Source organism: Pseudomonas sp. AC169 (assembly GCF_979258515.1).
Map to the genome: position 1 here is coordinate 3,582,260 of NZ_OZ409866.1, position 24,885 is coordinate 3,607,144.

Sequence of the window (24,885 nt, forward strand, 5' to 3'; positions counted from 1 at the left end):
GGTTGTGTGGTGTTTCTGGTGTCATGGCGAGTTCATATAGGCGTGCTTAAGTTTTCCTTTTTCCAGGGAGAACACCATGAGCGATTTCAACCCCGGTCGCCGGCGTGTCATGCAGGTTGTCGGCGCCGGTCTGCTGATGCCAAGCCTGGCGCCGGCGGTGATTGCCTCGGTCAAGGACCGTCCGCAACTGACTGATGGCGTGCAGTCCGGCGACCTGCAAGGCGATCGCGCAATGATCTGGAGCCGCAGCGATCGCCCCGCGCATATGGTGGTCGAGTGGGACACCCGCAGCCAGTTTCGCCATCCACGCCGATTGGTCTCGGCCCTCGCCGATGCCCGCAGCGACTTTACTGCCCGCGTTGAACTGACCGGGCTGCCTGCCGATCAGGCGATTTTCTATCGCGTGTATTTCAAGGACGCCCGCAGCGGCGTCGCCAGCGAACCGTGGCTGGGTCACCTGCGCAGCGCTCCGACGGCGCGGCGCGATATTCGTTTCGTCTGGAGCGGCGACACCGTCGGCCAGGGCTTCGGCATCAACCCGGACATCGGCGGCATGCGCATCTACGAAGCCATGCGCCTGCGCCTGCCGGACTTCTTTATCCACAGCGGCGACACCATCTACGCCGACGGCCCGGTGCCTGCTCAGCTCACCACGGAAAACGGCCGCATCTGGCGCAACCTCACCACCGAAGCCAAGAGCAAAGTCGCGCAGACCCTCGACGACTATCGCGGCAACTACCGCTACAACCTGCTGGACGAAAACATCCGCCGCTTCAACGCCGAAGTGCCGCAGATCTGGCAGTGGGACGACCATGAAGTGGTCAATAACTGGTCACCGGGCAAGCAGCTCGATGAGCGCTATCAGGAAAAAGATATCCACACCCTGGTCGGGCGCGCACGCAAGGCGTGGCTGGAATATTCACCGATGCGTTTGCAGGCTGCCGACGCTGGCGGAAGGATTTATCGCAAGTTGAGCTATGGCCCGATGCTCGATGTGTTCGTGCTCGACATGCGCAGTTATCGCGGTGCCAATGACGACAACCTCGGCGCGGCGAAAGCGTTTCTGGGGCGTGAGCAGTTGGACTGGCTCAAGCGCGGTTTGAAGAAATCCAAAGCCCAGTGGAAGGTCATCGCCGCCGACATGCCGATTGGTCTGGGCGTGCCGGATGGTGAGGTCAGCCCGGGTGTGGCGCGTTGGGAAGCGGTGGCCAACGGTGATCCGGGACCGGCGCAGGGGCGCGAGATGGAAATCGCCGAATTGCTCGGTTATCTGCGCGCGCAGCAGGTACGCAATTTTGTCTTTCTGACGGCGGACGTGCATTACTGCGCAGCCCATCACTATCACCCGGATCGCGCGGCGTTTCAGGATTTCGAACCGTTCTGGGAGTTTGTTGCCGGGCCGTTGAATGCCGGGAGCTTTGGGCCTAATCCGCTGGATAAAACCTTTGGCCCGGAGGTTGTCTTCGAGAAGGCGCCGCCGGCGCAGAACACGTCGCCGTTTGCCGGGTTTCAGTTTTTTGGCGAGGTGAATATTGAAGGGGGGAGTGGGGAGATGAGTGTGGTGTTGCGGGATTTGAATGGGGTGGCGGTTTTTGAGAAAAAATTGCAGCCCGCTTAAAGATCAAGGGCAGACCCTCACCCCAGCCCTCTCCCGGAGGGAGAGGGGGCCGACGGAGGTGTCTGAAGAGGTACGTCGACCTGAAAGATCGAGTCGATTATGAGATCAGGTACAAAACCCTCTCTCGATTCTGGATTCGGTGCACACGTTCAGGTCGGCGTACTTCTCAAGCATCCCCCAATCAGTCCCCTCTCCCTCCGGGAGAGGGCTAGGGTGAGGGGCTCTTAATAGACATCACGCCGATAGCGGCCCTGCTCAATCAGGCGTTCGACTTCAGCGGCACCGAGGATGTCGTTAAGCACTTGATCAACCCCCGAAGCCATCCCCTGCAAGCTGCCACAGATATAAATCACCGCCCCATCTGCCAACCATTTCTTCAACTCTCCCGCCGACTCACGCAAGCGATCCTGCACATAAACCTTTTCCGCCTGATCCCGCGAAAACGCCAGATCCAGCCGTTCCAGATCACCATTGACCAACCACTCTTCCAGTTCCGCGCGGCAGAGGAAATCGTGCTCACGATTACGCTCGCCGAACAGCAACCACTGGCGCTGCTGACCATCGGCAATCCGCGCCTTGAGCAAACTGCGCAACCCGGCCAGACCGGTGCCGTTGCCCAGCAGAATCATTGGCAGCGGTTCGTTCGGCAGGTGGAAGCCACTGTTGCGCCGCACGCGCAAACTGATGCTGCTGCCAACCGGCGCATGTTCGGTCAGCCAGCCAGAGCCAATGCCCAGGCTGCCATCCGAATGCTGCTCCTGACGCACGATCAACTCCAGCACACCGTCGGCGGCAATCGAGGCGATCGAGTATTCGCGCATGGCCAACGGCACCATCGCGTCGACCAGTGATTGCGCATGCAGACCGACCAGATGTGCGCGGTGCTCGGGCAATTGCCGTGAGGCCAGCGCGACTTCCAGCGGCTCGTCGAGGCCGTTGATTTTCACCGTGGTCTCGCCACGAATACCGAGGCCATCAAGGAAATGTTCGATGGCCCAAGGGCAGTTGCGCGGCAGCACTTCGACCAGATCACCGGCCAGCCAACTGCTGGTGTTCGGTGCGCTCAGGCCCAGCAGATACACCGGCGAACCGCTGCTGTCCGGGTTCATCAGTGCGCGGCGGGTCAGCGTCCAGTTTTCGTAGCTTGGTGCCTGCCAGGTATCGACGGGGGCTTGTCCGGTGAGCAGGCCGAGTTGTGTCTGCCAGTGACGCAGGGCGTACGGATCACCGCTATCGACTTCTACGGGCGCGAACAGGGTCTTGCCGCCGTGCTCGCTCAGCCACTGATGCAAGCGCTTGGCGAAGCCGCAGAAGTGCTGATATTGACGATCGCCGAGGCCGAGAACCGAGTAATTCAGACTGTCGAAGGTTGCCGCCTTGCTCAACACTTTGCGTTCGAATCCACGCGCACTGTCCGGCGCTTCGCCGTCGCCAAAGGTGCTGACGACAAACAGTGCGTTGTTCGATTCTTGCAGATCCTGTTCGCTGACATTCGCCAGCGGCTGCACTTTCACCGGCAGTCCGGCGGCCTGCAATTGCCCGGCGGTCTGCCAGGCCAGTTGCTCGGCGAAACCGCTCTGGCTGGCGAAACCGATCAGCCATGCCGACGCATCGCCGGCCGGTTGCTCGAGGCCTTTACGGGCATCCTTGATCTGCTTTTTCTTGCGCCGACGATCGAGGTACAGCAGCCATCCGGTGATGAAAAACAGCGGCATGCACACCGCCGCAACGGTGATGATGATCCGTCCGACCAGACCGAAATAACTGCCGACGTGCAGCGCATAAATGCTGGTCAGCAGTTGCGCCTTGAAGCTCTTGTCGGCGTAGCGATCGACACGTTTGACGATGCCGGTGGCCGGGTCGAGGGTGATCTGGTTCAGCGCCCGGTCATGCGGCGAGCTGTCGAGTAGATAGAACACGGTTGCCGGTTGGCCAGCGACGGCCGGCATGCGGATGTTGTACGCGGCCAGACCCGGGCCGGCAGCGCTGTAGATGCTGCTCCACATCGCCGCGTAATCGGCGGTCGGTGCCGGGCCTTCTGGCGCCGGGCCACGACCGCCGCGCACGCGCTCGTTTTGTGGCGCGTCGGAGAGCAACTTGGTCAGGCCTTTGTTGTACCACTCGTACGACCACGACAACCCGGTCAGCGCCAGCAGCAGATACACCAGCAGACACCAGGTGCCCGCCACCGAGTGCAGATCCCAATTGAAGGCGCGGCCCTTTTTCTTCCAGTCCAGCGTCAGCCATACCCGCCAGCTGTTCCACTGACGCGGCCAGCGCAGGTACAGACCGGAGAGGCAGAAGAACAACAGAATCAGCGTGCAGGCGCCGGTGATGTTGCGCCCGGTATCGCCCATGGCGAGGAAGCGGTGCAGTTGCAGCATCAGGCCGAAGAAGTCCTGGCCGACGGCATCGCCCATGAACTTGGCGGTGTACGGATCGAAGTAGCGCATCTCGCCGCGACGTTCGCCTTTGGGCGGCGTGAAGTACACGCGTGCAGCATTGCCGCTGTCGGTCTCGACCCAGAGCATCGAGACTTTTTTTCCCGACGTGGCTTCGATGCGCTCGACCAGTTCGACGGGCGGCAGCACCCCGGCCACCTGTTTTTCCACCTGCAGAACGGAGGGATTCAGCGCCCGCAGGATCTCGTCCTGAAACGAATAGGCCGCGCCAGTGATGCCCATCAACGCCAGCACCAGGCCTGCGGTGATGCCAAAAAACCAGTGCAACTGGAACAGGGTTTTCTTCAACACGTCACTCGCCGTCCGTTCGGAAATTGTCTTCACGGCGCGCATTATGCCGTGGGTTATCGAGAAGCGTTCTTTCTTACGCACAAAAGCCCCGTTCAATTGAATGAACGGGGCCAAGCCTTGCGGCGCATTCCTTGTGGGAGCGAGCCTGCTCGCGAAGGCGTCGTGTCAGTCAGCCTCCACTTAACTGACCCAGCGCTTTCGCGAGCAGGCTCGCTCCCACAGGTTCCCACATCGGTCAGAAGTGGAAGTTGGTGCTCAACAGCGCCGTACGGCCCGCCGCCTGGTTGGCGAAGTGGGTCGAGAAGGCTTTGTCGTAGTAGGTTTCGTTGGTCAGGTTCTGCACGTTGAGTTGCAGGTCGACGTTCTTGGTCAGCTTGTACGCTGCCATCGCGTCGTAACGAACGTACGAGTCGACCATGGTGGTGTTGGCCACGCTGCCGTACACGTCGTCGACGTAGAACGCACCGCCACCGATGGTCAGCTTCGGCGTGACCTGATAAGTGGTCCACAGGCTGGCGCTGTTTTTCGGCGTGTTAGGCAGCTCGTTGCCATCGTTGGCCCGGCCCAGTGGACCGCCATCGACTTGTTCGCTGTCCATGAAGGCGTAACCGGCGAACACTTGCCACTTGTCGGTGATCTTGCCGCTGGCCGACAGTTCGATACCTTGCACGCGGGTCTTGCCGGCGTTTTCGTACGAGGTGGTGTCGACTTGCACGCGAGCGTTTTCTTTCTCGGTGCGGAAGATGTCAGCGGTCAGCGACAGGCGATCGTTAAGCAGATCCCATTTGGTGCCGATTTCGTAGTTCTTGGTGGTTTCCGGCTCCATGTCGCTGCTCAACAGGTTGCCGCTGCGATCCGGGGTGCCGCCCAACGGGTTGCCTTCCTGACCTTCACCCAGCGTGTTGCCCGGCGGTGTGGCCGAGGTGGCGTAGGAGGCGTAGATGCTGCCGTTTTCCGCAGGCTTGTAGACGACGCCGAACTGACCGGTGACGAACTCGCTGGTGTCATCACCCTTGGACGTGGTGGTGCCAGCGGCGTTGTAGCTCTTGTAGTCGGTGTCGAAGTGGTCGTAGCGCAGACCCATGTTCACCAGCCACTGCTCGTTCAGCTCCAGGGTGTCGAAGACATACAGTGCGTAGGTGTTGGCCTGGGTGTCGGTGCCGGCGTAGTTGCGCGAGATCGCGCCGTTCCACGGATCGTTCGGGTTCGGGTTCGACAGCGAAGTGCAGTTGTAGCCACTGGCCGCGCCGATCAGGCCCGGGTTGCAGTTAGTGGTCGCTGCGGAGGTACGCGGCGTGGTGTCGGTGTTGACGTTGTACGAAGATTTCTGGCTTTCCTCACGGGTGTATTCAACGCCAGTGGAGAAGCTGTTCTTGAAGCCGGCAACGTAGAAGTTGCCGAACAGATCAGTCTGGTTGGTGGTGGTTTCGGTGTTGCTCACCCGCGTATTGGCACGACGCCAGACACTACCGTTGTTGACGTTGCCCTTGCTGTCGTCCGGCTGGGTCAGGATGTAATCCTGCATGCTGGTGCCGTGGCGCAGGGTGTTCTTGATCGTCAGCGAGTCGCTCAGGTCGTGTTCGATGGCGAAGGTCGCGGTGTCGGTGCGGCCCTTGCGGAAATCGCGATCCAGACCGTAGAAATTGCTGTGGTCGCCGCCAGCGTAAGGCTTGTCCGGGTTGGACTTGGTGCGCGCAGCCGAACCGCCGGCTGGAATGGTGTACGGCACGCCCGAATCCGGGGTGTCGTTGCTTTCGAGATGGTAGTAGTCGAGGTTGACGCGGGTATCGGTGCCCAGGCCAAAGGCCAGGGACGGGGCGATACCCCAACGGTCGTAGTCGACTTTGTCGCGACCGGCGACGTTGCTCTCGTGGCTCATCAGGTTCAGACGGCCGGCAGCGGTGTCGCTGAACTGGTAGTTGCCGTCGAGGGTGTAACGCTGGGTCTGATCGGACCCCCAAGTGAAACCACCATCGAACGAGTTGCCCAAGTGCGCTTTCTTGCTCACCAGGTTGATGCTGCCGCCCGCTGCGCCACGACCGCCAATGGCGGAGTTCGGGCCCTTGCTGACTTCGATGTTTTCCACGGCGAAGATCTCGCGGCTCTGCGAACCGGTGTCGCGCACGCCGTCGAGGTAGGTGTCGCCCTGCGCGTCGAAACCGCGAATGAACGGACGGTCGCCCTGTGGGTTACCACCTTCACCGGCACCGAAGGTGATGCCCGGCACGGTACGTAGCGCGTCCTGCATGTTCAGGGCGCCGGTGTCTTTCAGAACCTGTTGCGGAATAACGGTGACCGAGCGCGGCGTGTCGACCAGCGGCGCGGTGTACTTGGGCGAGGAGGCTTTTTCGACCTGGTAGGACGTTGGGTCCTGCGCTTCGCCGGTGATGGCGGTGGCGTCCAGGGCGATGGCATTGCCGGTGGCTTTGCTGTCGGTTTTTTCGGCAGCGAACACCATCTGGCCAGCGGAGCCGGCGGTGATTGCCACACCAATTGCAGAGGCGAGCAGACGTGGTGAACTGACCGGTAATTGTGTGTGTTGACGTGCCATTTTTATTCCCCTCCCCAAGGATTTGAGGCGGCGGAATATAGGGTAAACAGGTATTCGTATCAATTGCGAAACATTGTTATTCGCACTGAATTTACATTCTTTACAATTTAACCTTACGGTTTTTGCCAGTTCATTCGTCTCCCGGGTTTTACACGGTCAATAAGAATCAATACCATTGCCGCCTCTTTGCCATCAGGTGTCATTGCCATGCTGTTGCACATCCCCGCACTGTTCGCGAAAGACGAAGTGCAGCGTATTCGCGAGGCGCTGGAGCAGGCCGATTGGGCTGATGGCAAGATCACTGCCGGATTTCAGTCGGCGAAGGCGAAGCACAATCTGCAGTTGCCTGAAGGTCATCCGCTGGCCAAGGAAATCGGCGCGGCGATGCTGGAACGGTTGTGGAAAAATCCGCTGTTCATGTCCGCCGCACTGCCGCACAAGGTCTTCCCGCCGTTAGTGAACTGTTACACGGCCGGCGGCAGCTTCGACTTCCATATCGACAACGCCGTGCGCCAGCCCAAGGGCAGCATCGAGCGGGTGCGCACCGATCTGTCGGCGACGTTGTTCTTCAGCGAGCCCGAGGACTACGACGGCGGCGAACTGGTGATCCAGGACACCTACGGCACTCAGCAAGTGAAATTGCCGGCCGGGGATATGGTGTTGTACCCCGGCACCAGCCTGCATAAAGTCAACGCGGTCACTCGCGGTGCGCGCTATGCGTCGTTCTTCTGGACGCAAAGTCTGGTACGCGAAGACAGCCAGCGTGCGTTGCTGTTCGAGATGGACGGGGCGATCCAGCAGCTCACTCAGGACATGCCTGAGCATCCTTCACTGATTCGCCTCACTGGCACGTATCACAACTTGCTGCGGCGCTGGGTCGAGGTATGAGTTTCCTACTGCGTCGCGAGGAAGTCCTCAGCGGCGAGCAGCTCAGCGCCATGCTTGTAGAAAGCCCGGCACGCGCGGCGCAGGCGATTTTGCTGGCGGCGGGTGAGGGTGAAGTTGAAGCGCAGGCGTTGCTTGGGCAGATTCTTCTGGATGGTCAGGGCATCGCCCAGGATCAAGCGCTGGCGCTGCGTTGGTTCGGCATCGCTGCCGGACGCGGGCATTTGATGGCGCGCAACATGCTCGGGCGTTGTCATGAGCATGGCTGGGGCGTTGCGGCGGATGCGACGATTGCTGCGCAGCATTATCGGATCGCTGCGAATGCCGGGCTGGATTGGGCGATGTACAACCTCGCCAATCTGCTGGCGACCGGGCGCGGGGTGGCGGTGGATCATCTGCAGGCGTTGGCGTTGTATCGGCGTGCAGCGGAAATCGGTCATGCGAAGTCGATGAATCTGCTGGGGCGCTATTTGGAGGAAGGGCAGGTGTGCCCGGCGGATCCGGTTGCGGCGCGCGATTGGTATCGGCGTTCGGCGGAGGCTGGGGATTTTCGTGGGCAGTTCAGTTTTGCTGCAGTTTTAGCGGATGAGGGGCGGATTGATGAGGCGGTTGATTGGCTTGAGAGAGCTTTGGCCGGCGGCAATCTGAATTTTTTGCGGGTGGCGAGTCAGACGCTGTCAGGTGCGACAGATCCCAGGATTAAGGGGATGGCTGCTCGGTTCGCGCTTCGATTCACAGACTTGCAGCGCGTCTGAATTCGCAAGCCCTCACCCTAACCCTCTCCCGGAGGGAGAGGGGACTGACCGGGGGATATTGAAGAGTTACGCCGACCTGAAAGTGCTTTGCCGAATCCATAATCGACACGGTCTCTCCGGTCGGTGAATGACGCGCGACACCTCGGTCGGCTCCCTCTCCCTTGGGAGAGGGCCGGGGTGAGGGGCTCTCGAACACACAGGTACAAAAAAGCCCATGACACGTCATGGGCTTTTCACTTGCAGCTAGCAGCTTGAAACTCGCAACTGCTCTTACACGTAAAACGACTTCAACGGCGGAAAGCCATTGAACTCAACCGCGCTGTAACTGGTGGTGTACGCACCGGTCGACAACCAGTACAAACGATCACCGATCGCCAGGTTCAGCGGCAGACCGTACTTGTAGTTCTCGTACATGATGTCGGCGCTGTCGCAGGTCGGGCCGGCGATCACGACTTCTTCCATCTCGCCTTTCTTCTCGGTCCAGATCGGGAACTTGATCGCTTCGTCCATGGTTTCGATCAGGCCGGAGAACTTGCCCACATCGGTGTACACCCAACGCTCGACGGCAGTGCGCGACTTGCGTGCAACCAGTACCACTTCGCTGACCAGAATACCGGCGTTGGCGATCAGCGAACGGCCCGGCTCGAGAATGATTTCCGGCAGATCATCACCGAAGTCTTCCTTGAGGAAGCGGATGATTTCTTCGGCGTAGGTTTCCAGGCTGTTGGTGCGGGTGATGTAGTTGGCCGGGAAGCCACCGCCCATGTTGATCAGCTTGAGGTGAATGCCGTCTTCTTCTTTCAAACGCTCGAAGATCACTTTGACCTTGGCGATCGCCGCGTCCCAGACGCTGATGTCGCGTTGTTGCGAGCCAACGTGGAAGGAGATGCCGTAAGGCACCAGGCCGAGGTCGCGAGCGAGGATCAGCAGGTCCATGGCCATGTCGGTCTGGCAGCCGAATTTGCGCGACAGTGGCCAGTCAGCCGTGGTCGAGCCTTCGGTGAGGATGCGCACATAGACTTTCGAACCCGGTGCAGCCTTGGCGATGTTGCGCAGGTCGGCTTCGGAGTCGGTGGAGAACAGACGCACGCCCTTCTCGTAGAAGTAGCGGATGTCCTTGGATTTCTTGATGGTGTTGCCGTAGCTGATACGGTCGGCGCTGACGCCACGATCCATCACTTTGTCCAGCTCGTAGATCGAGGCGATGTCGAAGCTCGAACCTTTCTCTTTGAGCAGGTCGATGATCTCGACGGCCGGGTTGGCCTTGACCGCGTAGTAGACCTTGGCGAATTCGAAACCGGCGCGCAGGTCATCGTAGGCCTGGCTGATCATCGCGGTGTCGATCACCACGAACGGGGTTTCCTGTTTGTCGGCGAACGCCTTCATTTTGTCAAAAGTGGCGCGCGCGAAATAGTCTTCGACATTGATCGACATGCTGGGAGCTCCTATGGGCAAACTCGTAAAAACAATGGGTGCAAATGAACGCCCTCCGTATCCCCACTTTGGTTCGCCTACTTCCCAAGGCATGTCGCCGAAAGCAAAAAGGCCACGGGTGTGAAGCTTCCCTTGGCCTTGCTGTCTCGTCGTCAGTACTTGAGCCGGATGGATCGTTTCCAGCATGGACGTTCGGCGCGAACTTTAGGGCGTGAGGGGCGTGAGATCAACTAAAAATGTCGCGTTTTTGCACGCTTTTGACGTGCGTCGCGTTCAGCACTCTTTGTAGCCGACAGAGATGACGGGCAGATGTTCCCCGAGAATTTTCCAGTGTTAAAAATACCTGCACGTTCGCGGATTATGTCGGCGAATTCGCGGGTAAGTGTGATGGCGGCAACATCGGCGACGTTGGCGGCGAGAGGAGGGTGTGAGGGGGATTTTGGCTGCTACGCAGGCTGCTTGAGACAGACTGTGCTGTTGTCAGGTGTTGAGATTCTTTTCCGCCCTGTGAATGAGCAAAGAATCACCACGACCCTGTGGGAGCGAGCTTGCTCGCGAAGGCTTTTTCACAGTCGACATCGTTGTTGACTGATATTCCGCTTTCGCGAGCAAGCTCGCTCCCACAGGTTTCGTGTTTTACGCGACCACAGCCTCAGCCGGCGAGACGATACTGGTCTTCATCCCGCGCGAACGCCCCGAGCTCAGATACGCCGCAATCGACTCCTGCGTGACCTCGCCGAGGAACACCCGCTCGGCATCCATCACCGGCAGCCACGCGCGATTGAACTCGTACATGCGCGACAACAGAATGCGCAAATGCTCGTCATACGCGGCGGTGGCGTTGAACTCGCGCAGGAACTGCGCACAGGTGCCGGTCTGGCGATGCAGATCACGACGACGGACATAGCCTAACGCCTTGTTCTCGGCACAGGTGACCACGACATAACGGCGGTCATGCTCGTCCATCAACTCCAGCGCATCGGCCACTGAAGTTTCCGGGCTCACCGACGGCGCGTTGTCCGCCGCATCTTCGGCTTTCACCAACAGCAGGCGCTTGAGCGTGCTGTCCTGGCCGACGAAGTTGCTGACAAAGTCGTCCGCCGGGTGCGCCAGCAGGGTGTCCGGGTGATCGATCTGCAACAGTTTGCCGGCGCGGAAGATCGCGATCTTGTCGCCGAGTTTGATCGCTTCGTCGATGTCGTGGCTGACCATGATCACGGTCTTGTTCAGCGCGCGCTGCATTTCGAAGAATTCGTTCTGAATCATCTCGCGGTTGATCGGGTCGACCGCACCGAACGGTTCGTCCATCAGCAACAGCGGTGCGTCGGCGGCCAGTGCGCGGATCACGCCGATGCGCTGTTGCTGGCCACCGGACAGTTCGCGTGGGTAACGATGCAGATACTGTTTGGGCTCCAGCTTGATCATGCTCATCAATTCGCGGGCGCGGTCGTGGCATTTCTGTTTGTCCCAGCCGAGCAGTTTCGGCACGACGACGATGTTCTCTTCGATGGTCATGTTCGGGAACAGACCGATCTGCTGGATGACATAGCCGATGTTGCGACGCAGGGTCACTTCGTCGAGATCGGTGGTGTCTTCGCCGTTGATGAGGATCTTGCCCGAGGTCGGTTTGATCAGGCGGTTGATCATTTTCAGCGTGGTGCTTTTGCCGCAACCCGATGGCCCGAGGAACACACAGATTTCGCCTTCATTGACGGTCAGGCTTACCGAGTCCACGGCTTTGACGTCTTTGCCGTTGCTTTGGAAAGTTTTGCTGAGGTTTTGAAGTTCGATCATTTGAGGAGTCCTTTTGGAGTCAACGAGCGTTGCAGCCATTGGAGAAACAGGTCAGCGAAAATGGCCAGAAGACTGACCAGCAGCGCGCCGACGATCAGCATCGACATGTCACTGCGGCTGATGGAAGCGAGGATCAACACACCGAGGCCGCCGGCGCCGATGGTCGCGGCGATGGTCATTACGCCGATGTTCATCACCACGGCGGTGCGCACACCGGCGAGGATCACCGGCACGGCGATCGGCAACTCGACCATGCGCAGGCGCTGGCCGAAGGTCATGCCGATGCCGCGTGCGGCTTCACGGATGCCCGGCTCTACACCGGTCAAGGCGAGGTAGGTGTTGCGCATGATCGGCAGCAGCGAATAAAGGAACACCGCTGTGATCGCTGGCATCGGGCCAAGGCCTTGGCCGAACTTGGAGTAGAACGGCAGCAGCAGCCCGAACAGGGCAATCGACGGCACGGTCAGCAGCACCGTGGCGCTGGCCTGTAAAGGCCCGGCGAGGCTCGGGAAGCGTGTCATCAGAATGCCCAGCGGCACACCGATGAGGATCGCCAGAGTCACGGCGATGCCGACGAGGGTGATGTGCTGCCAGGTCAGGTGCATCACCTGCTGCCAGTCGAGATGGGAAAAGGCGTTGAAGAATTCCATGACTTTTCCTCCTTTAATTCAGCGGATGTTGGCGCAGGAAATCGGCGGCAACGGACGATGGGCTTTCATGATCGACATCGACCCGCGCGTTGAGCTGGCGCATGGTTTCGTCGTCGAACAGTTCGGCCAGCGGCTTGAGTTGCTCGGCCAGTTTCGGGTTGGCGTCCAGCGTTGCCTGACGCACCACCGGCGCGGCGGTGTAGTCGGGGAAGTAGTGCTTATCGTCTTCCAGCAACTTCAGGCCGAAGGCGTTGAGGCGACCGTCGGTGGTGTAGACCAGACCGGCAAACACCTGACCGTTGCGCAGCGCGGTGTAGACCAGGCCCGCGTCCATCTGGCGGATGTTCTTGCGGCTCAGGTTCATGTCGTAGAGATCGACCATGCCGATCAGCCCGTCGGAACGGTTGGCAAACTCGGTGTCCAAAGCGACCAGATGATTGGTCTTGGCTTCAGCGCGCAGCACTTCATTGAGCTGACTGATGTTGTTGATCTGCGGATATTCCTCAGCCACTTTTTTCGGCAGCGCGAGGGCGTAGGTGTTGCTGAACTTCGACGGGGTCAGCCAGATCAGGCCTTTTTTCGCGTCGAGTTCTTTCACCCGAGCGTAGGACTGGGCGCTGTCGAGCTTTTCGGTGACATGGTTGTAAGCCACCAGCGACACGCCGGTGTATTCCCAGAGCATGTCCAGTTGTCCACTTTCGTGGGCGCTGCGGGCGAGATTGCTGCCCAGACCTCCGGTGATCTGCGCGTCGTAACCTTTGCTGCGCAGGTATTGCGCGGTGATTTCCGCGAGCAGGGTTTGCTCGGTAAATACCCGGGCACCGAGGCGGATAACCGGTTTTTCAGCGGCTTGTGCGATGCCTGCGAACAGCAGGGCACTGCTCAGCATCAGGCTTAAGATCAAGCTAAGTCGTTTCATATTCATTCCTTCACAAAAGCCTTAAGACGGGCGCAGACCACGTTCCAGCCAGAGGCGGCTGGCGAGGGTGACGACGCCATCGAGCAGCAAGGCCAGCAGCGCGGTGCACGCGGCGCCGAGCAGCAGTTGCGGCTGATTGTTCAGGGCGATGCCGGGGAAGATCAGGCTGCCGAGGCTGTTGGCACCGATCAGGAAGGCCAGCGGCGCGGTGCCGACGTTGATCGCCAACGCCACGCGCACACCACCGACGATGATCGGCACGGCGTTAGGCAATTCGACTTTCCACAGCACTTGGCGCGGGGTCATGCCAATGCCGACGGCCGCTTCTTTCAGCGAGCCCTGGACATTTTTCAGGCCTTCGTAGGTGTTGCGCACAATCGGCAACAAGGAAGCGAGGAACAAAGCAAAGATCGCCGGGCCACTGCCGATGCCGAGGATGCCCAGGGCAATCGCGAGCACGGCCAACGGAGGCACGGTGTTACCGATGTTGAAGATCTGCATGAAGCGTTCGGCGCGTCCGACCATGGTCGGGCGACTGAGGAAGATGCCAGCGGGGATGCCCACGACAAGGGCGGCCAGCATTGAAGCGAGGACGAGAATCAGATGAGCTTGCAGGTAAAACAACAAATCGTCGCGGTAGTGTTCGATCGTGTTGATGCCGATCCAGTGGACCAGCAGGGCCAGGAGCGCGATCACCACCGCACCTCCCATCAGCCCTTTGCCATAGCGGATAGCCACAGGCGGACTCCTTTTTTGTAGTCGGCGAGCGCACTCCCGAGTGGCATGCCAAACCTTGGCCGCCGAGAGCGTCGTTCGCGAAAAGTAGCCGTTTTTCAGGACCGGAAAAGCGGTCTGAAAGCGAGCCATGAGCGCAGCCTCGTCAGGCTAACTTGCTGATTTTTCAGCCCCTGACGAAATGTCGTAACAGGGGATGGACGTCTCCGTGCTTTAAAAGGTTCCCATCTGAGGCAGCATTTGGCCACCCCTAATGTGCTCAACGGTTCGGTTATTGCATCGAGTTGGGCTATAATCGCGGCCCTTTTTTGAATCACCGCCAGGCGATTTCCCATGACCAACCAGGCCGCCGAAGTCGCGAAACGCCGCACTTTCGCCATTATTTCCCACCCCGATGCCGGTAAAACCACGATCACCGAAAAGCTCCTGTTGATGGGCAAGGCGATTGCAGTGGCCGGTACGGTGAAATCCCGTAAATCCGATCGCCATGCGACATCCGACTGGATGGAGATGGAGAAACAGCGGGGTATTTCCATTACCACGTCGGTCATGCAGTTCCCGTATCGCGAACACATGATCAACCTGCTCGACACCCCGGGCCACGAAGACTTCTCCGAAGATACCTACCGCACCCTGACGGCGGTGGACTCGGCATTGATGGTTCTCGACGGCGGTAAAGGTGTCGAGCCACGGACCATTGCGCTGATGGACGTCTGCCGTCTGCGTGACACGCCGATCGTCAGCTTCATCAACAAACTCGACCGTGACATCCGCGACCCGATCGAACTGCTCGACGAAATCGAAGCCGTTCTTAAGATCAAGGCGGCGCCGATCACCTGGCCGATCGGTTGCTACCGCGACTTCAAGGGCGTGTACCACCTGGCCGACGACTACATCATTGTCTACACCGCCGGTCACGGTCACGAACGCACCGAAACCAAGATCATCGAGAAGCTCGACTCCGACGAGGCGCGCGCGCACTTGGGTGACGAGTACGACCGCTTCATCGAGCAGCTGGAACTGGTTCAGGGCGCCTGCCATGAATTCAACCAGCAGGAATTCCTCGACGGTCAGCTGACTCCGGTGTTCTTCGGTACGGCATTGGGCAACTTCGGTGTTGACCACGTGCTCGACGCCGTTGTTGATTGGGCGCCGCGTCCATTGGCCCGTGTGGCCAACGAGCGTACCGTCGAGCCGGTCGAAGAGAAGTTCTCGGGCTTCATCTTCAAGATCCAGGCGAACATGGACCCGAAACACCGTGACCGCATCGCCTTCATGCGCATTTGCTCCGGCAAGTACGAGAAAGGCATGAAGATGCGCCACGTGCGCACCGGCAAGGACGTGCGCATCGGCGATGCTCTGACGTTCTTCTCCTCCGAGCGTGAGCAGCTGGAAGAAGCCTTTGCCGGCGACATCATCGGTCTGCACAACCACGGCACCATCCAGATCGGCGACACCTTCAGTGAAGGTGAAACCCTGGGCTTTACCGGCATCCCGCACTTCGCCCCGGAACTGTTCCGTCGCGTGCGTCTGCGTGATCCGCTGAAGTCCAAGCAGTTGCGTCAGGGTCTGCAGCAGTTGGCCGAAGAGGGCGCGACGCAGGTGTTTTTCCCGGAGCGCAGCAACGACATCATTCTTGGCGCTGTGGGTGTGCTGCAGTTTGATGTGGTCGCGAGCCGTTTGAAGGAGGAATACAAGGTTGAGTGCTCTTATGAGCCGATTACTGTGTATTCCGCGCGCTGGATTGAATGCAGTGACAAGAAAAAGCTTGAGGAATTCTCTAACAAGGCTGTGGAGAACCTGGCGGTCGATGGCGGTGGTCACCTGACTTACCTTGCGCCGACTCGGGTTAACCTGGCGTTGATGGAAGAGCGCTGGCCGGATGTGAAATTCCGCGCGACGCGTGAGCATCATTAAGCGCTGAGCTGGTTTGATCGAAGCCCCTGAGGTGTAGGCCTTGGGGGTTTTTTTGTCTGTTGGTTTTGGCGGCATTGTCCCGCTACCTCAGAGAGCGGGTCTTCATCGGTGTTCCAAAGAGAAACTTTCGACTTTGAAGTTAGCGTGGAAACAAAAAATAAAGCAGTCAACCGGGCATTTGATTTAGTGCCTTCTGCATGTTTCAAATGAGATGTCAACTGTCAGCTCTTACAGTGGCGCTGATACGGTATAGCGCTTATAAGCATCTAGGGGTATTGCCCCTGAAACTATCCGGAGAAGCACCATGAAAGTCACTACATCTAACATCAATGAACTACCTTTGAATCTTAAACCAATTGGTCAAATGAAAATCACCATCGATGGAGTTGCATACGATCCAGTAGTAGGCGCGGGCTGGTTTGCAATCGCCCCATATGGTCGAGGCCAGGTGGGGGGGGGAATTCGAAATGATGATTCTGTTTTTTTTGAGTTCGATGGTATTGAACAAAGTCAAGATGTCGAGGGGAAGTTTGGTACAGATCCGAAGTTCCACGCGTTTTTCAATCCTCACGATCCTTTGGAGACATGGGAAGCGGTCTCGGGCCATTACAAAGGCGTGATCAATCTGGAAGAGCGTTTAGTTCAAATGGACTTTGAATTTACTGCAAAGGCCGCGAATTCTGAACGGCAAAGCGAAATAACAGCATCAATGAAATTCAGGTTCAACGAGCCCGCGAACAAATCATCCGAGCGAGATTTTCGTCGTAAGAAATAATCAATGAAAGAAACTCATCGGTTTTATGCCTGCGGCTTAGTGTGGTCAGCCGCAGGCTTGTATGAGTGCATCAACGTTGGGTATTTACCGTTAACAATGAATACGTCTGGACCTGCTCGCAGGTTTTCTTCAATCCGCCGGAGCTCCGGGCAGTTTCTTGCTGTTTGCTTGATTAAACTTATTCCCGCTGCGTTTAGCTGCGCCAGACTGTTTCTGCGCTCCCGCGCCCGGATCAATCCCTCCACTCAGCCTTCCGACGTCGCCCGTGGATCAAGATCAAGAGCAGGCGAGCTGACACTCGGCCTAGTGAGTGGCGAAGAGCACGGGGATTCGGCTTTGGATTTGTGGTGGATTTACCCCTCACCCCAGCCCTCTCCCCAAGGAGAGGGGGCCGATTTTTTGTGCTTTTCAAAATCTGAGTTCAACGCGGAATCGCACGTCGGCGTATCTCTTCCAGCCCACGCGGTCAGTCCCCTCTCCCTCCGGGAGAGGGTTAGGGTGAGGGGCTTTTGATCTTCGGCACGGTTTTATCGCGCGCAATGGCTGTAGTACGACTCCGTTTTTCGTGATCTCGATGTACTTGAACGCGACAACCAGCCTGCCGGCCGTTAGTGTTCCAGCTCCACGCAAGTCGTTTTGAGAGATCAATGGAATGACGAGTCGACTGGCTCACCTGCTGCACCTCAGCAGTTATTTCAGCATGATGGCCTGGGTGCTCGCGGCGCTGCTGTTCATCAATCGCCTGAGCAGCATGGTCAAGCTGTTCATGGCGCTGTACCTGCGTCAGGAGCTGGGCCTGGCGATCGAGACGGTGGGCTGGTTACTGTCGGCGTATGGTGCGGGTTTGCTGGTCGGTTCGATGCTCGGTGGCTGGCTCAGTGACCATGTGCGTACGGCGCGGCTGACGGCGGCGTTGTTCTTTGTTTCGGTGTGGGTGCTGATGCTGCTGGGGCTGGTCACGCAGGTGCCGTTGCTCGCTGCATTGCTATTGCTCAGCGGCACCATCGATGGGGCTATTCGCACTCTGCACCAACGCCTGATCATGGAATATTGCGAAGTCGCTCAACGTTCGCGTGCGCAAGCCTTGAGCCGGGTGGCGCGCAATCTCGGCATGGCCGCTGCCGGGGTGGCGGGCGGGGTTTTGGCGCAGACGGATTTTCGTTGGGTATTTTTCGGCAGTGCGGCGATGACGTTGCTGGCGCTGCTGTGGTTTGTCCGGACCACGTGGCAGCGTCCGGTGCTGATCATTGATGAGTTCTCCACGACCGCTGCCGGTGGATCGGGTGCGCCGTATCGCGATAAACCGTTCCTGTGGTTGCTGGCGGCAACCGCCGTGCTCGGCATTGCCTTCGATACGGTCTACAGCACCCTGGGTAATTATCTGCGTGATTACTACCACCTGAGCACCGAGGCGATCGGCTGGCAGTTCGGGCTCAACGCGTTGCTGGTGATCGCGCTGCAAATTCCGCTGTCGCACTGGGGGGAGCGCTGGGGCACGCGCCGGCAAATGCTCGCGGGCAGTTTGCTGCTGGCCGGCGGGCTGGGCATGTTGCCGTTTGGATCCGGGCTAGCGTTCGTTTGTCTGTCGACGCTGATCTGGACCTTGGGCGAGGCGTTGTTCATGCCGCCGCTGAATGTGCTGGCGATGCAGTTTGCGCAGAGTGGCAAAAGTGGTCAGTACTTTGGCCTGTTTTTCATGAGCTGGAGTGCCAGCGCATTGTTGTCGCCGGTGCTCAGCGGTCAGTTGTACGGCAATTTCGGAGGCCACAGTGTCTGGCTGGCCAGCACCGTGTTGGTGCTGATGTCGATTCCCTTGACCTGGCAAGCGACCCGTCCGCTTAGCTGATCCTGCTATAGGTGTTATTCGAAACCCGTCTGTTTGCGAAGGGCATTTCTGCGCGCTCGTTAGCGTCCTAACTGGTGAGCCCGGCTGATCGGAACTAGATTTCACACAGCGCCAGTCCGGCACGAATGTCTCACCTGAAAATGGATGGAGTCGGCTATGAAAAGCAGGTTGCTACGGGTTTTATTGCTGTTGAAAGTGATGGTCATGCTGTCCCTCGGCACCGCGACGGCTTGGGCAGAGTGCGAGGATCACGATTCTCAGGCGTTCAACGGACAGGTCGGGCACGTCAGCTTGATGCTCGCGAAATCCGAGTCAGAGCCGGGCGATCAGGGGCAGGGTGGCAGCGCCGATGATGACGACTCGACCACCGATGAGCCGGACTCTGATGATCCGGATGATGAAGGCGATAGCCAGACATAAATCGCAGGCAAAAGAAAACCCCTTCTGCCTCGACTGATGCGCAATCGAGGTGGAAGGGGTTTGGTTAACACGTCACTCTGTTTGAAAATGCGATCCCTGTGGGAGCGAGCTTGCTCGCGAAAGCGGCGTATCAGGCGACATCTATGTTGAATGATCCAGCGCCTTCGCGAGCAAGCTCGCTCCCACAGTGTTTTGTATCGCTCTCCAGATTTGTTTACGCTGCGCCGTCGAGGAATTGCTCGGCGTAGTGGCAAGCCACCTGCCGGCTGTCGAGCTGGCGCAACGCCGGCTCTTCCGTGCTGCAACGTTCGGTCGCGTACGGGCAGCGCTTGTGGAAGGCACAGCCTGGCGGCGGATTGAGCGGGTTAGGCAGTTCGCCGACGATCTTGATTTTCGGCTTGTTCGGGTCCGGGTGAATGGTCGGGGTCGCCGACAGCAGCGCCTGGGTGTACGGGTGCAACGGACGCTCGTAGATGTCGTTCTTCGGGCCCAGCTCCACCGGGCGACCGAGGTACATCACCATCACGTCATCGGCCACGTGTTGCACTACCGCTAGGTTGTGCGAGATGAACACGTAGGCGGTGTTGAACTCCTGCTGCAGATCCATGAACAGGTTGAGTACCTGCGCCTGAATCGACACGTCGAGCGCCGAGGTCGGTTCATCCGCCACCAGCACTTTCGGTTGCAACATCATCGCCCGGGCCAGGGCGATACGCTGGCGCTGACCACCGGAGAACATGTGCGGATAGCGCTGATAGTGCTCAGGACGCAAGCCGACCTGTTTCATCATTGCCTGGACTTTCTCGCGACGCTCGGCGGCGGAAAGGTTGGTGTTGATCAGCAGCGGCTCGCCGAGCTGGTCACCGACTTTCTGCCGTGGGTTCAACGACGCGTACGGGCTTTGGAAGACCATCTGCACGTCTTTGCGCAGTTGCTTGCGTTGGGCCTTGTCGGCACCAGCGACTTCCTGGCCGGCGATTTTTAGCGAGCCGGAAGACGGATCTTCAATCAGCGTCAACGCACGGGCGAGGGTGGATTTGCCGCAGCCCGACTCGCCTACTACGGCGAGGGTCTTGCCGGCTTCCAGTTCGAACGACACGCCATTGAGTGCGCGCACGGTCGCATGGCCCTTGAACAGGCCACGGGAGACTTCGTAGTGACGGGTCAGGTCGCGGGCGGTAAGTACGACGGCCATTACGCCACCTCCTGGTTCAGCGGGAAGAAGCAGCGGGCGAGGCTGTGGCTTTTCGGATCAAGACCTGGACGCTGCGCGCGGCAGCTGTCTTGCACGTACGGGCAGCGCGGCGACAGCAGGCAACCCTGCGGACGGTCGTAGCGGCCCGGAACGATGCCCGGCAGGGTCGACAGACGTGAGGCGCCGAGGCTGTGCTCGGGAATCGCCTTGAGCAGGGCTTCGCTGTACGGATGCGCCGGGACGTCGAACAGCTGCGGCACCTGACCGACTTCAACGGCTTGCCCTGCGTACATCACGCAGACGCGCTGAGCGGTTTCGGCCACGACCGCGAGGTCGTGAGTGATCAGCACCAGGCCCATGTTCTGTTCTTTCTGCAACGCCAGCAGCAGATCCATGATCTGCGCCTGAATGGTTACGTCCAAAGCAGTGGTCGGTTCGTCGGCGATCAGCAGTTTCGGCTCGCCGGCAATCGCCATGGCGATCGCAACACGCTGGCTCATACCGCCGGACAGTTGATGCGGGTAGGCGTCCATACGGCTGGCGGCGCCCGGGATTTCGACTTTTTCCAGCAGTTCGATCGCACGTTTGCGCGCTTGCTTGCCGGACATTTTCAAGTGCAGGCGCAGCACTTCTTCGATCTGGAAACCGACGGTGTAGCTCGGGTTCAACGCGGTCATCGGGTCCTGGAACACCATCGACAAGTCTTTGCCGACGATCTGCCGACGCTGACGGTTGCTCAGCTTGAGCATGTCTTTGCCGTCAAAGCTCAGCGAGTCGGCGGTGACGATGCCGGGATGCTCGATCAGCCCCATCAGCGCCATCATGGTCACGGATTTACCCGAACCCGATTCGCCAACGATGGCCAGTACTTCGCCTTTGTCGACTTTCAGGTCGAGGCCGTCGACCACCGGGGTCGCGGTCTTGTCGCCGAAGCGAACGTTGAGATTCTTGATTTCTAGCAGTGACATGGGAATCTCCTCAGGCGGCGTTCTTGAGTTTCGGGTCGAGCGCATCGCGCAGGCCGTCGCCCATCAAGTTGATTGCCAGCACGCTGAGCAAAATGGTCAAACCAGGCAGGCTCACCACCCACCAGGCGCGTTCGATGTAGTCGCGGGCCGAAGCCAGCATGGTGCCCCACTCAGGGGTTGGCGGTTGTACGCCAAGGCCGAGGAAGCCCAGTGCCGCAGCGTCGAGAATCGCCGAGGAGAAGCTCAAGGTCGCTTGAACGATCAGCGGCGCCATGCAGTTCGGCAGCACGGTGATAAACATCAGACGTGGCAGACCGGCACCGGCCAGGCGCGCGGCGGTCACGTAGTCGCGGTTCAGTTCGCCCATGACGGCGGCACGGGTCAGACGCACGTAGGACGGCAGCGAAACCACAGCAATGGCGATCACGGTGTTGATCAGGCCCGGGCCGAGGATGGCGACGATCGCCACAGCCAGCAGCAGCGACGGCAGGGCGAGCATGATGTCCATCAGACGCATGATGGTCGGGCCGATCATCTTCGGGAAGAAACCGGCGAACAGACCGAGCAGAATCCCCGGAATCAGCGACATCACCACCGACGACAAGCCGATCAGCAGCGACAGGCGCGAACCCTGGATCAGACGCGACAGCAGGTCACGACCGAGTTCATCGGTGCCGAGCAGGAATTGCATCTGCCCGCCTTCCAGCCATGCCGGTGGCGTCAGCAGGAAGTCACGGTATTGCTCGCTCGGGTTATGCGGCGCGACCCACGGCGCGAAAATCGCGCAGAAGATGATCAGCAGCATGAACAGCAGGCCGGCAACCGCGCCTTTGTTCTTGGAGAAGGCTTGCCAGAATTCTTTGTACGGTGACGGGTACAGCAGGCTTTGATCCGCGCTTGCGGCGGACGTGGCTACTGAGGATGTTGGAGTGCTCATGGTATGGACCTCAGCGCTGATGACGGATGCGTGGGTTGGCAAAGCCGTAGAGGATGTCCACTACGAAGTTGACCAGAATCACCAGGCAGGCGATTAACAGGATGCCGTTTTGCACAACCGGGTAGTCCCGGGCGCCGATGGCTTCGATCAGCCATTTACCGATGCCGGGCCAGGAGAAAATGGTTTCGGTCAGAACCGCACCGGCCAGCAGGGTGCCGACTTGCAGGCCGACCACGGTGAGTACCGGAATCAGCGCGTTACGCAGACCGTGGACGAACACCACGCGCGATGGCGACAGGCCTTTGGCCTTGGCGGTGCGGATGTAGTCTTCACGCAGCACTTCGAGCATCGACGAACGGGTCATCCGCGCGATCACTGCCAGCGGGATGGTGCCGAGCACGATGGCCGGCAGGATCAGGTGATGCAGCGCATCGAAAAACGCACCGACGTCATCGGCCAGCAGCGTGTCGATCAGCATGAAACCGGTGCGCGGCTCGATGTCATAGAGCAGGTCGATCCGTCCGGAAACCGGGGTCCAGCCCAGGCTCACCGAGAAGAACATGATCAGGATCAGGCCCCACCAGAAGATCGGCATCGAATAGCCCGCGAGGGAGATGCCCATCACCCCGTGGTCGAACAGCGATCCTCGCTTGAGTGCCGCGATCACCCCGGCCAGAAGGCCCAGAATGCCGGCGAACAGCAGGGCGGCCATGGACAGTTCCAGGGTCGCGGGGAAGAGAGAGGTGAACTCGGTCCATACGCTTTCACGGGTACGCAGGGATTCGCCGAGATCGCCTTGAGCCAGTTTGCCGATGTAGTCCAGATACTGGGCATACAGCGGTTTGTTCAGACCTAGGCGTTCCATTGCCTGAGCGTGCATTTCGGGGTCGACCCGACGTTCGCCCATCATCACTTCCACGGGGTCGCCCGGAATCATGCGAATCAACGCGAAAGTCAGCAAGGTGATGCCGAAAAACGTGGGGATCAACAACCCCAGTCGGCGGGCAATAAAACTAAACATCGTGTGTGGTACCTCATCAGCCGGTTAGGCGTGCCCGGCATCCCTGGGGTCAGGGACGCCGGGAGTTTCTTATCTACTTCACCTGGGTAGTGGCGAAGTTATTAGTGGTGAGAGGGCTGATGTGATAACCCTCTACGTTGTTGCGCATTGCGGTAAACATCCTGGTGTGGGCCATGCTGATCCATGGCTGATCCTGATTAAACAATACTTGTGCCTGTTCGTAGAGCGCGGCGCGTTCGGCCGGATCTACTTTAGCCCGTGCTTCATCCAGCAGTGCCTGGAATTTCTCGTTGCACCAGCGAGCGTAGTTCTCGCCATTTTTTGCTGCTTCGCAACTGAGCATAGGCGTCAGGAAGTTATCCGGGTCGCCGTTGTCGCCCGCCCATCCGGCCGAGACCATATCGTGTTCACCGGCCTTGGCGCGTTTGAGCATTTCGCCCCATTCCATCACGCGGATGTCGATCTTGATCCCGACTTTCGCCAGGTCAGCCTGCATCATTTGCGCGCCGAGCATCGGGTTCGGGTTGGTCGGGCCACCGCCGTTACGGGTAAACAGGGTAAACACGGTGCCTTCCGGAACCCCGGCTTCCTTGAGCAGGGCGCGGGCCTTGTCGAGGTCGCGTGGCGGGTTCTTCAGGTCGTGGTTGTAGCCCAGCAGCGTGTCCGGGTACGGGTTGACCGCAACGGTGGCATTGCCCGGGCCAAACAGCGCGTTGACGTAAGCGGCTTTGTCGAAGGCGATATCGATCGCCTTACGCACTCGCACGTCGCTCATGTATTTGTGCTGGGTGTTCATGGCGATGTACGAAACGGTCATCGCATTCAGTTCATCGACCTTGAGCTTGTCGTCTTTCTTGATGCTCGGGATGTCATCCGGTTTCGGATACAGGGCGATCTGGCACTCGTTGGCCTTGAGCTTCTGCAGGCGCACGTTGTTGTCGGTGGCGATCGCCAGAATCAGCGCGTCGGCCGGTGGCTTGCCACGGAAGTACTCCGGGTTGGCCTTGAAACGTACCTGCGCATCCTTGGCATAACGCTGGAAGATGAACGGGCCGGTGCCAACCGGCTTGTTGTTCAGGTCGCCGGTCTTGTTGGCCTTGAGCAACTGATCGGCGTACTCGGCGGAGTAAATGGCGGTAAACGGCATCGCGACGTCAGCCAGGAACGGGGCTTCGCGGCGGGTCAGGGTGAACTTGACCGTGTAGTCGTCGACTTTCTCTACGTTTTTCAGCAGTTCTTTGAAGCCCATGCTTTCAAAGTACGGGAAGCCCACGCTCGACAGTTTGTGCCACGGATGATTCGGGTCCAGCTGACGCTGGAAGCTCCAAAGCACGTCGTCGGCGTTCATGTCGCGAGTCGGCTTGAAGTATTCGGTGGTGTGAAACTTGACGCCTTTGCGCAGGTGGAACGTGTACGTCAGACCGTCTTCGCTGATTTCCCAGGTATCTGCCAGGGCCGGAACGATTTCCGTCGTGCCAGGCTTGAAGTCCACCAGGCGGTTGAAGATGGTTTCGGCCACAGCGTCCGCCGTGACTGCAGTTGTGTACTGGACCATATCGAAGCCTTCCGGACTGGCTTCGGTGCAGACCACCAAGGGTTTGGCCGAGACGCCGAGAGCGGCACTCAGCAAGGCGGCAGCGACGGCCGCACGTAGGGGAAGCATTTTCATCGATAACCCTCTGCAATCGGTTGAAGACAAAAAACCGAACGGC

Annotated in this window: 19 protein-coding genes; 7 read left to right on the plus strand and 12 right to left on the minus strand. The window is 59.2% G+C overall.

Features of this window, described 5'->3' with window-relative positions:
• Positions 1-76: 76 nt before the first annotated feature.
• On the plus strand, positions 77-1,618 hold the full coding sequence (locus ACZZ0G_RS16055) for an alkaline phosphatase D family protein (protein WP_463556781.1): 1,542 nt from the start codon (positions 77-79) through the stop codon (positions 1,616-1,618).
• 224 nt (positions 1,619-1,842) lie between these two features.
• Here the strand turns inward: ACZZ0G_RS16055 and ACZZ0G_RS16060 are convergent, their stop codons facing one another.
• Together ACZZ0G_RS16060 and ACZZ0G_RS16065 are read right to left on the minus strand one after the other, a co-directional pair.
• Complete coding sequence (locus ACZZ0G_RS16060; RefSeq protein ID WP_463558862.1) at positions 1,843-4,371, minus strand: PepSY domain-containing protein; 2,529 nt, start codon at positions 4,369-4,371, stop codon at positions 1,843-1,845.
• 235 nt (positions 4,372-4,606) lie between these two features.
• Positions 4,607-6,922, minus strand: coding sequence for a TonB-dependent receptor (locus ACZZ0G_RS16065; protein ID WP_463556782.1), 2,316 nt, complete (start codon positions 6,920-6,922; stop codon positions 4,607-4,609).
• 207 nt (positions 6,923-7,129) lie between these two features.
• Between ACZZ0G_RS16065 and ACZZ0G_RS16070 the strand changes: the two genes are divergently transcribed.
• The gene (locus ACZZ0G_RS16070; RefSeq protein ID WP_463556783.1) at positions 7,130-7,810 is read left to right on the plus strand and encodes a Fe2+-dependent dioxygenase; all 681 of its coding nucleotides are present in this window, start codon (positions 7,130-7,132) and stop codon (positions 7,808-7,810) included.
• Positions 7,807-8,562 carry a tetratricopeptide repeat protein gene (locus tag ACZZ0G_RS16075; RefSeq protein WP_463556784.1) on the plus strand — a complete coding sequence of 252 codons (756 nt, stop codon included), beginning with the start codon at positions 7,807-7,809 and terminating at the stop codon, positions 8,560-8,562. The genes ACZZ0G_RS16070 and ACZZ0G_RS16075 overlap by 4 nt, the downstream gene beginning before the upstream one ends.
• A gap of 270 nt (positions 8,563-8,832) precedes the next feature.
• On the opposite strand, the gene ACZZ0G_RS16080 is transcribed toward ACZZ0G_RS16075, so the two are convergent.
• From ACZZ0G_RS16080 to ACZZ0G_RS16100, 5 genes are all read right to left on the minus strand, one after another.
• Complete coding sequence (locus ACZZ0G_RS16080) at positions 8,833-9,996, minus strand: type III PLP-dependent enzyme (protein ID WP_010213203.1); 1,164 nt, start codon at positions 9,994-9,996, stop codon at positions 8,833-8,835.
• 636 nt (positions 9,997-10,632) lie between these two features.
• Complete coding sequence (locus ACZZ0G_RS16085; RefSeq protein ID WP_463556785.1) at positions 10,633-11,790, minus strand: osmoprotectant ABC transporter ATP-binding protein OsmV; 1,158 nt, start codon at positions 11,788-11,790, stop codon at positions 10,633-10,635.
• The gene (locus ACZZ0G_RS16090) at positions 11,787-12,440 is read right to left on the minus strand and encodes an ABC transporter permease (protein WP_463556786.1); all 654 of its coding nucleotides are present in this window, start codon (positions 12,438-12,440) and stop codon (positions 11,787-11,789) included. The genes ACZZ0G_RS16085 and ACZZ0G_RS16090 overlap by 4 nt, the downstream gene beginning before the upstream one ends.
• Positions 12,441-12,453: 13 nt before the next feature.
• A complete protein-coding gene (locus ACZZ0G_RS16095) occupies positions 12,454-13,359 on the minus strand; it encodes a glycine betaine ABC transporter substrate-binding protein (protein ID WP_463556787.1) in 906 nt (301 codons plus the stop codon).
• Between the two features lie 21 nt (positions 13,360-13,380).
• Positions 13,381-14,070, minus strand: a complete 690-nt coding sequence (locus ACZZ0G_RS16100; protein WP_172667905.1) for an ABC transporter permease — start codon at positions 14,068-14,070, stop codon at positions 13,381-13,383.
• A 357-nt stretch (positions 14,071-14,427) separates the two neighbouring features.
• On the opposite strand from ACZZ0G_RS16100, the gene ACZZ0G_RS16105 reads away from it, so the two are divergent.
• The 4 genes from ACZZ0G_RS16105 (at position 14,428) to ACZZ0G_RS16120 (ending at position 19,052) form a co-directional block, all read left to right on the plus strand.
• A complete protein-coding gene (locus ACZZ0G_RS16105) occupies positions 14,428-16,011 on the plus strand; it encodes a peptide chain release factor 3 (protein WP_095049730.1) in 1,584 nt (527 codons plus the stop codon).
• Between the two features lie 304 nt (positions 16,012-16,315).
• A complete protein-coding gene (locus ACZZ0G_RS16110) occupies positions 16,316-16,786 on the plus strand; it encodes a hypothetical protein (protein WP_463556788.1) in 471 nt (156 codons plus the stop codon).
• A 652-nt stretch (positions 16,787-17,438) separates the two neighbouring features.
• A complete protein-coding gene (locus tag ACZZ0G_RS16115) occupies positions 17,439-18,632 on the plus strand; it encodes an MFS transporter (protein ID WP_463556789.1) in 1,194 nt (397 codons plus the stop codon).
• Positions 18,633-18,788: 156 nt separating this feature from the next.
• Positions 18,789-19,052 (plus strand): hypothetical protein, encoded by a 264-nt coding sequence (locus tag ACZZ0G_RS16120; RefSeq protein ID WP_463556790.1) that lies wholly within the window; start codon positions 18,789-18,791, stop codon positions 19,050-19,052.
• Positions 19,053-19,266: 214 nt separating this feature from the next.
• Here the strand turns inward: ACZZ0G_RS16120 and ACZZ0G_RS16125 are convergent, their stop codons facing one another.
• The 5 genes from ACZZ0G_RS16125 to ACZZ0G_RS16145 form a co-directional block, all read right to left on the minus strand.
• Positions 19,267-20,247 (minus strand): peptide ABC transporter ATP-binding protein, encoded by a 981-nt coding sequence (locus ACZZ0G_RS16125; protein ID WP_007917625.1) that lies wholly within the window; start codon positions 20,245-20,247, stop codon positions 19,267-19,269.
• Positions 20,247-21,215, minus strand: a complete 969-nt coding sequence (locus ACZZ0G_RS16130; RefSeq protein ID WP_463397690.1) for an ABC transporter ATP-binding protein — start codon at positions 21,213-21,215, stop codon at positions 20,247-20,249. Before ACZZ0G_RS16130 ends, ACZZ0G_RS16125 begins: the two co-directional genes overlap by 1 nt.
• Positions 21,216-21,225: 10 nt before the next feature.
• Entirely contained in the window at positions 21,226-22,152 is a 927-nt protein-coding gene (locus tag ACZZ0G_RS16135) for an ABC transporter permease subunit (protein ID WP_277760565.1), read from the minus strand.
• A gap of 10 nt (positions 22,153-22,162) precedes the next feature.
• Complete coding sequence (locus ACZZ0G_RS16140; protein WP_007917620.1) at positions 22,163-23,173, minus strand: ABC transporter permease subunit; 1,011 nt, start codon at positions 23,171-23,173, stop codon at positions 22,163-22,165.
• Positions 23,174-23,246: 73 nt separating this feature from the next.
• Positions 23,247-24,842, minus strand: a complete 1,596-nt coding sequence (locus ACZZ0G_RS16145; protein WP_463556791.1) for an ABC transporter substrate-binding protein — start codon at positions 24,840-24,842, stop codon at positions 23,247-23,249.
• Positions 24,843-24,885 lie beyond the last annotated feature (43 nt).

Coding starts and splice junctions, on each gene's coding strand:
- ACZZ0G_RS16075 (WP_463556784.1), top strand. CDS start 7,807: ATGAGTTTCCTACTGCGTCGCGAGGAAGTCCTCAGCGGCGAGCAGCTC.
- ACZZ0G_RS16140 (WP_007917620.1), bottom strand. CDS start 23,173: ATGTTTAGTTTTATTGCCCGCCGACTGGGGTTGTTGATCCCCACGTTT.
- ACZZ0G_RS16070 (WP_463556783.1), top strand. CDS start 7,130: ATGCTGTTGCACATCCCCGCACTGTTCGCGAAAGACGAAGTGCAGCGT.
- ACZZ0G_RS16135 (WP_277760565.1), bottom strand. CDS start 22,152: ATGAGCACTCCAACATCCTCAGTAGCCACGTCCGCCGCAAGCGCGGAT.
- ACZZ0G_RS16110 (WP_463556788.1), top strand. CDS start 16,316: ATGAAAGTCACTACATCTAACATCAATGAACTACCTTTGAATCTTAAA.
- ACZZ0G_RS16055 (WP_463556781.1), top strand. CDS start 77: ATGAGCGATTTCAACCCCGGTCGCCGGCGTGTCATGCAGGTTGTCGGC.
- ACZZ0G_RS16065 (WP_463556782.1), bottom strand. CDS start 6,922: ATGGCACGTCAACACACACAATTACCGGTCAGTTCACCACGTCTGCTC.
- ACZZ0G_RS16130 (WP_463397690.1), bottom strand. CDS start 21,215: ATGTCACTGCTAGAAATCAAGAATCTCAACGTTCGCTTCGGCGACAAG.
- ACZZ0G_RS16105 (WP_095049730.1), top strand. CDS start 14,428: ATGACCAACCAGGCCGCCGAAGTCGCGAAACGCCGCACTTTCGCCATT.
- ACZZ0G_RS16120 (WP_463556790.1), top strand. CDS start 18,789: ATGAAAAGCAGGTTGCTACGGGTTTTATTGCTGTTGAAAGTGATGGTC.
- ACZZ0G_RS16095 (WP_463556787.1), bottom strand. CDS start 13,359: ATGAAACGACTTAGCTTGATCTTAAGCCTGATGCTGAGCAGTGCCCTG.
- ACZZ0G_RS16100 (WP_172667905.1), bottom strand. CDS start 14,070: ATGGGAGGTGCGGTGGTGATCGCGCTCCTGGCCCTGCTGGTCCACTGG.
- ACZZ0G_RS16085 (WP_463556785.1), bottom strand. CDS start 11,790: ATGATCGAACTTCAAAACCTCAGCAAAACTTTCCAAAGCAACGGCAAA.
- ACZZ0G_RS16090 (WP_463556786.1), bottom strand. CDS start 12,440: ATGGAATTCTTCAACGCCTTTTCCCATCTCGACTGGCAGCAGGTGATG.
- ACZZ0G_RS16080 (WP_010213203.1), bottom strand. CDS start 9,996: ATGTCGATCAATGTCGAAGACTATTTCGCGCGCGCCACTTTTGACAAA.
- ACZZ0G_RS16115 (WP_463556789.1), top strand. CDS start 17,439: ATGACGAGTCGACTGGCTCACCTGCTGCACCTCAGCAGTTATTTCAGC.
- ACZZ0G_RS16145 (WP_463556791.1), bottom strand. CDS start 24,842: ATGAAAATGCTTCCCCTACGTGCGGCCGTCGCTGCCGCCTTGCTGAGT.
- ACZZ0G_RS16125 (WP_007917625.1), bottom strand. CDS start 20,247: ATGGCCGTCGTACTTACCGCCCGCGACCTGACCCGTCACTACGAAGTC.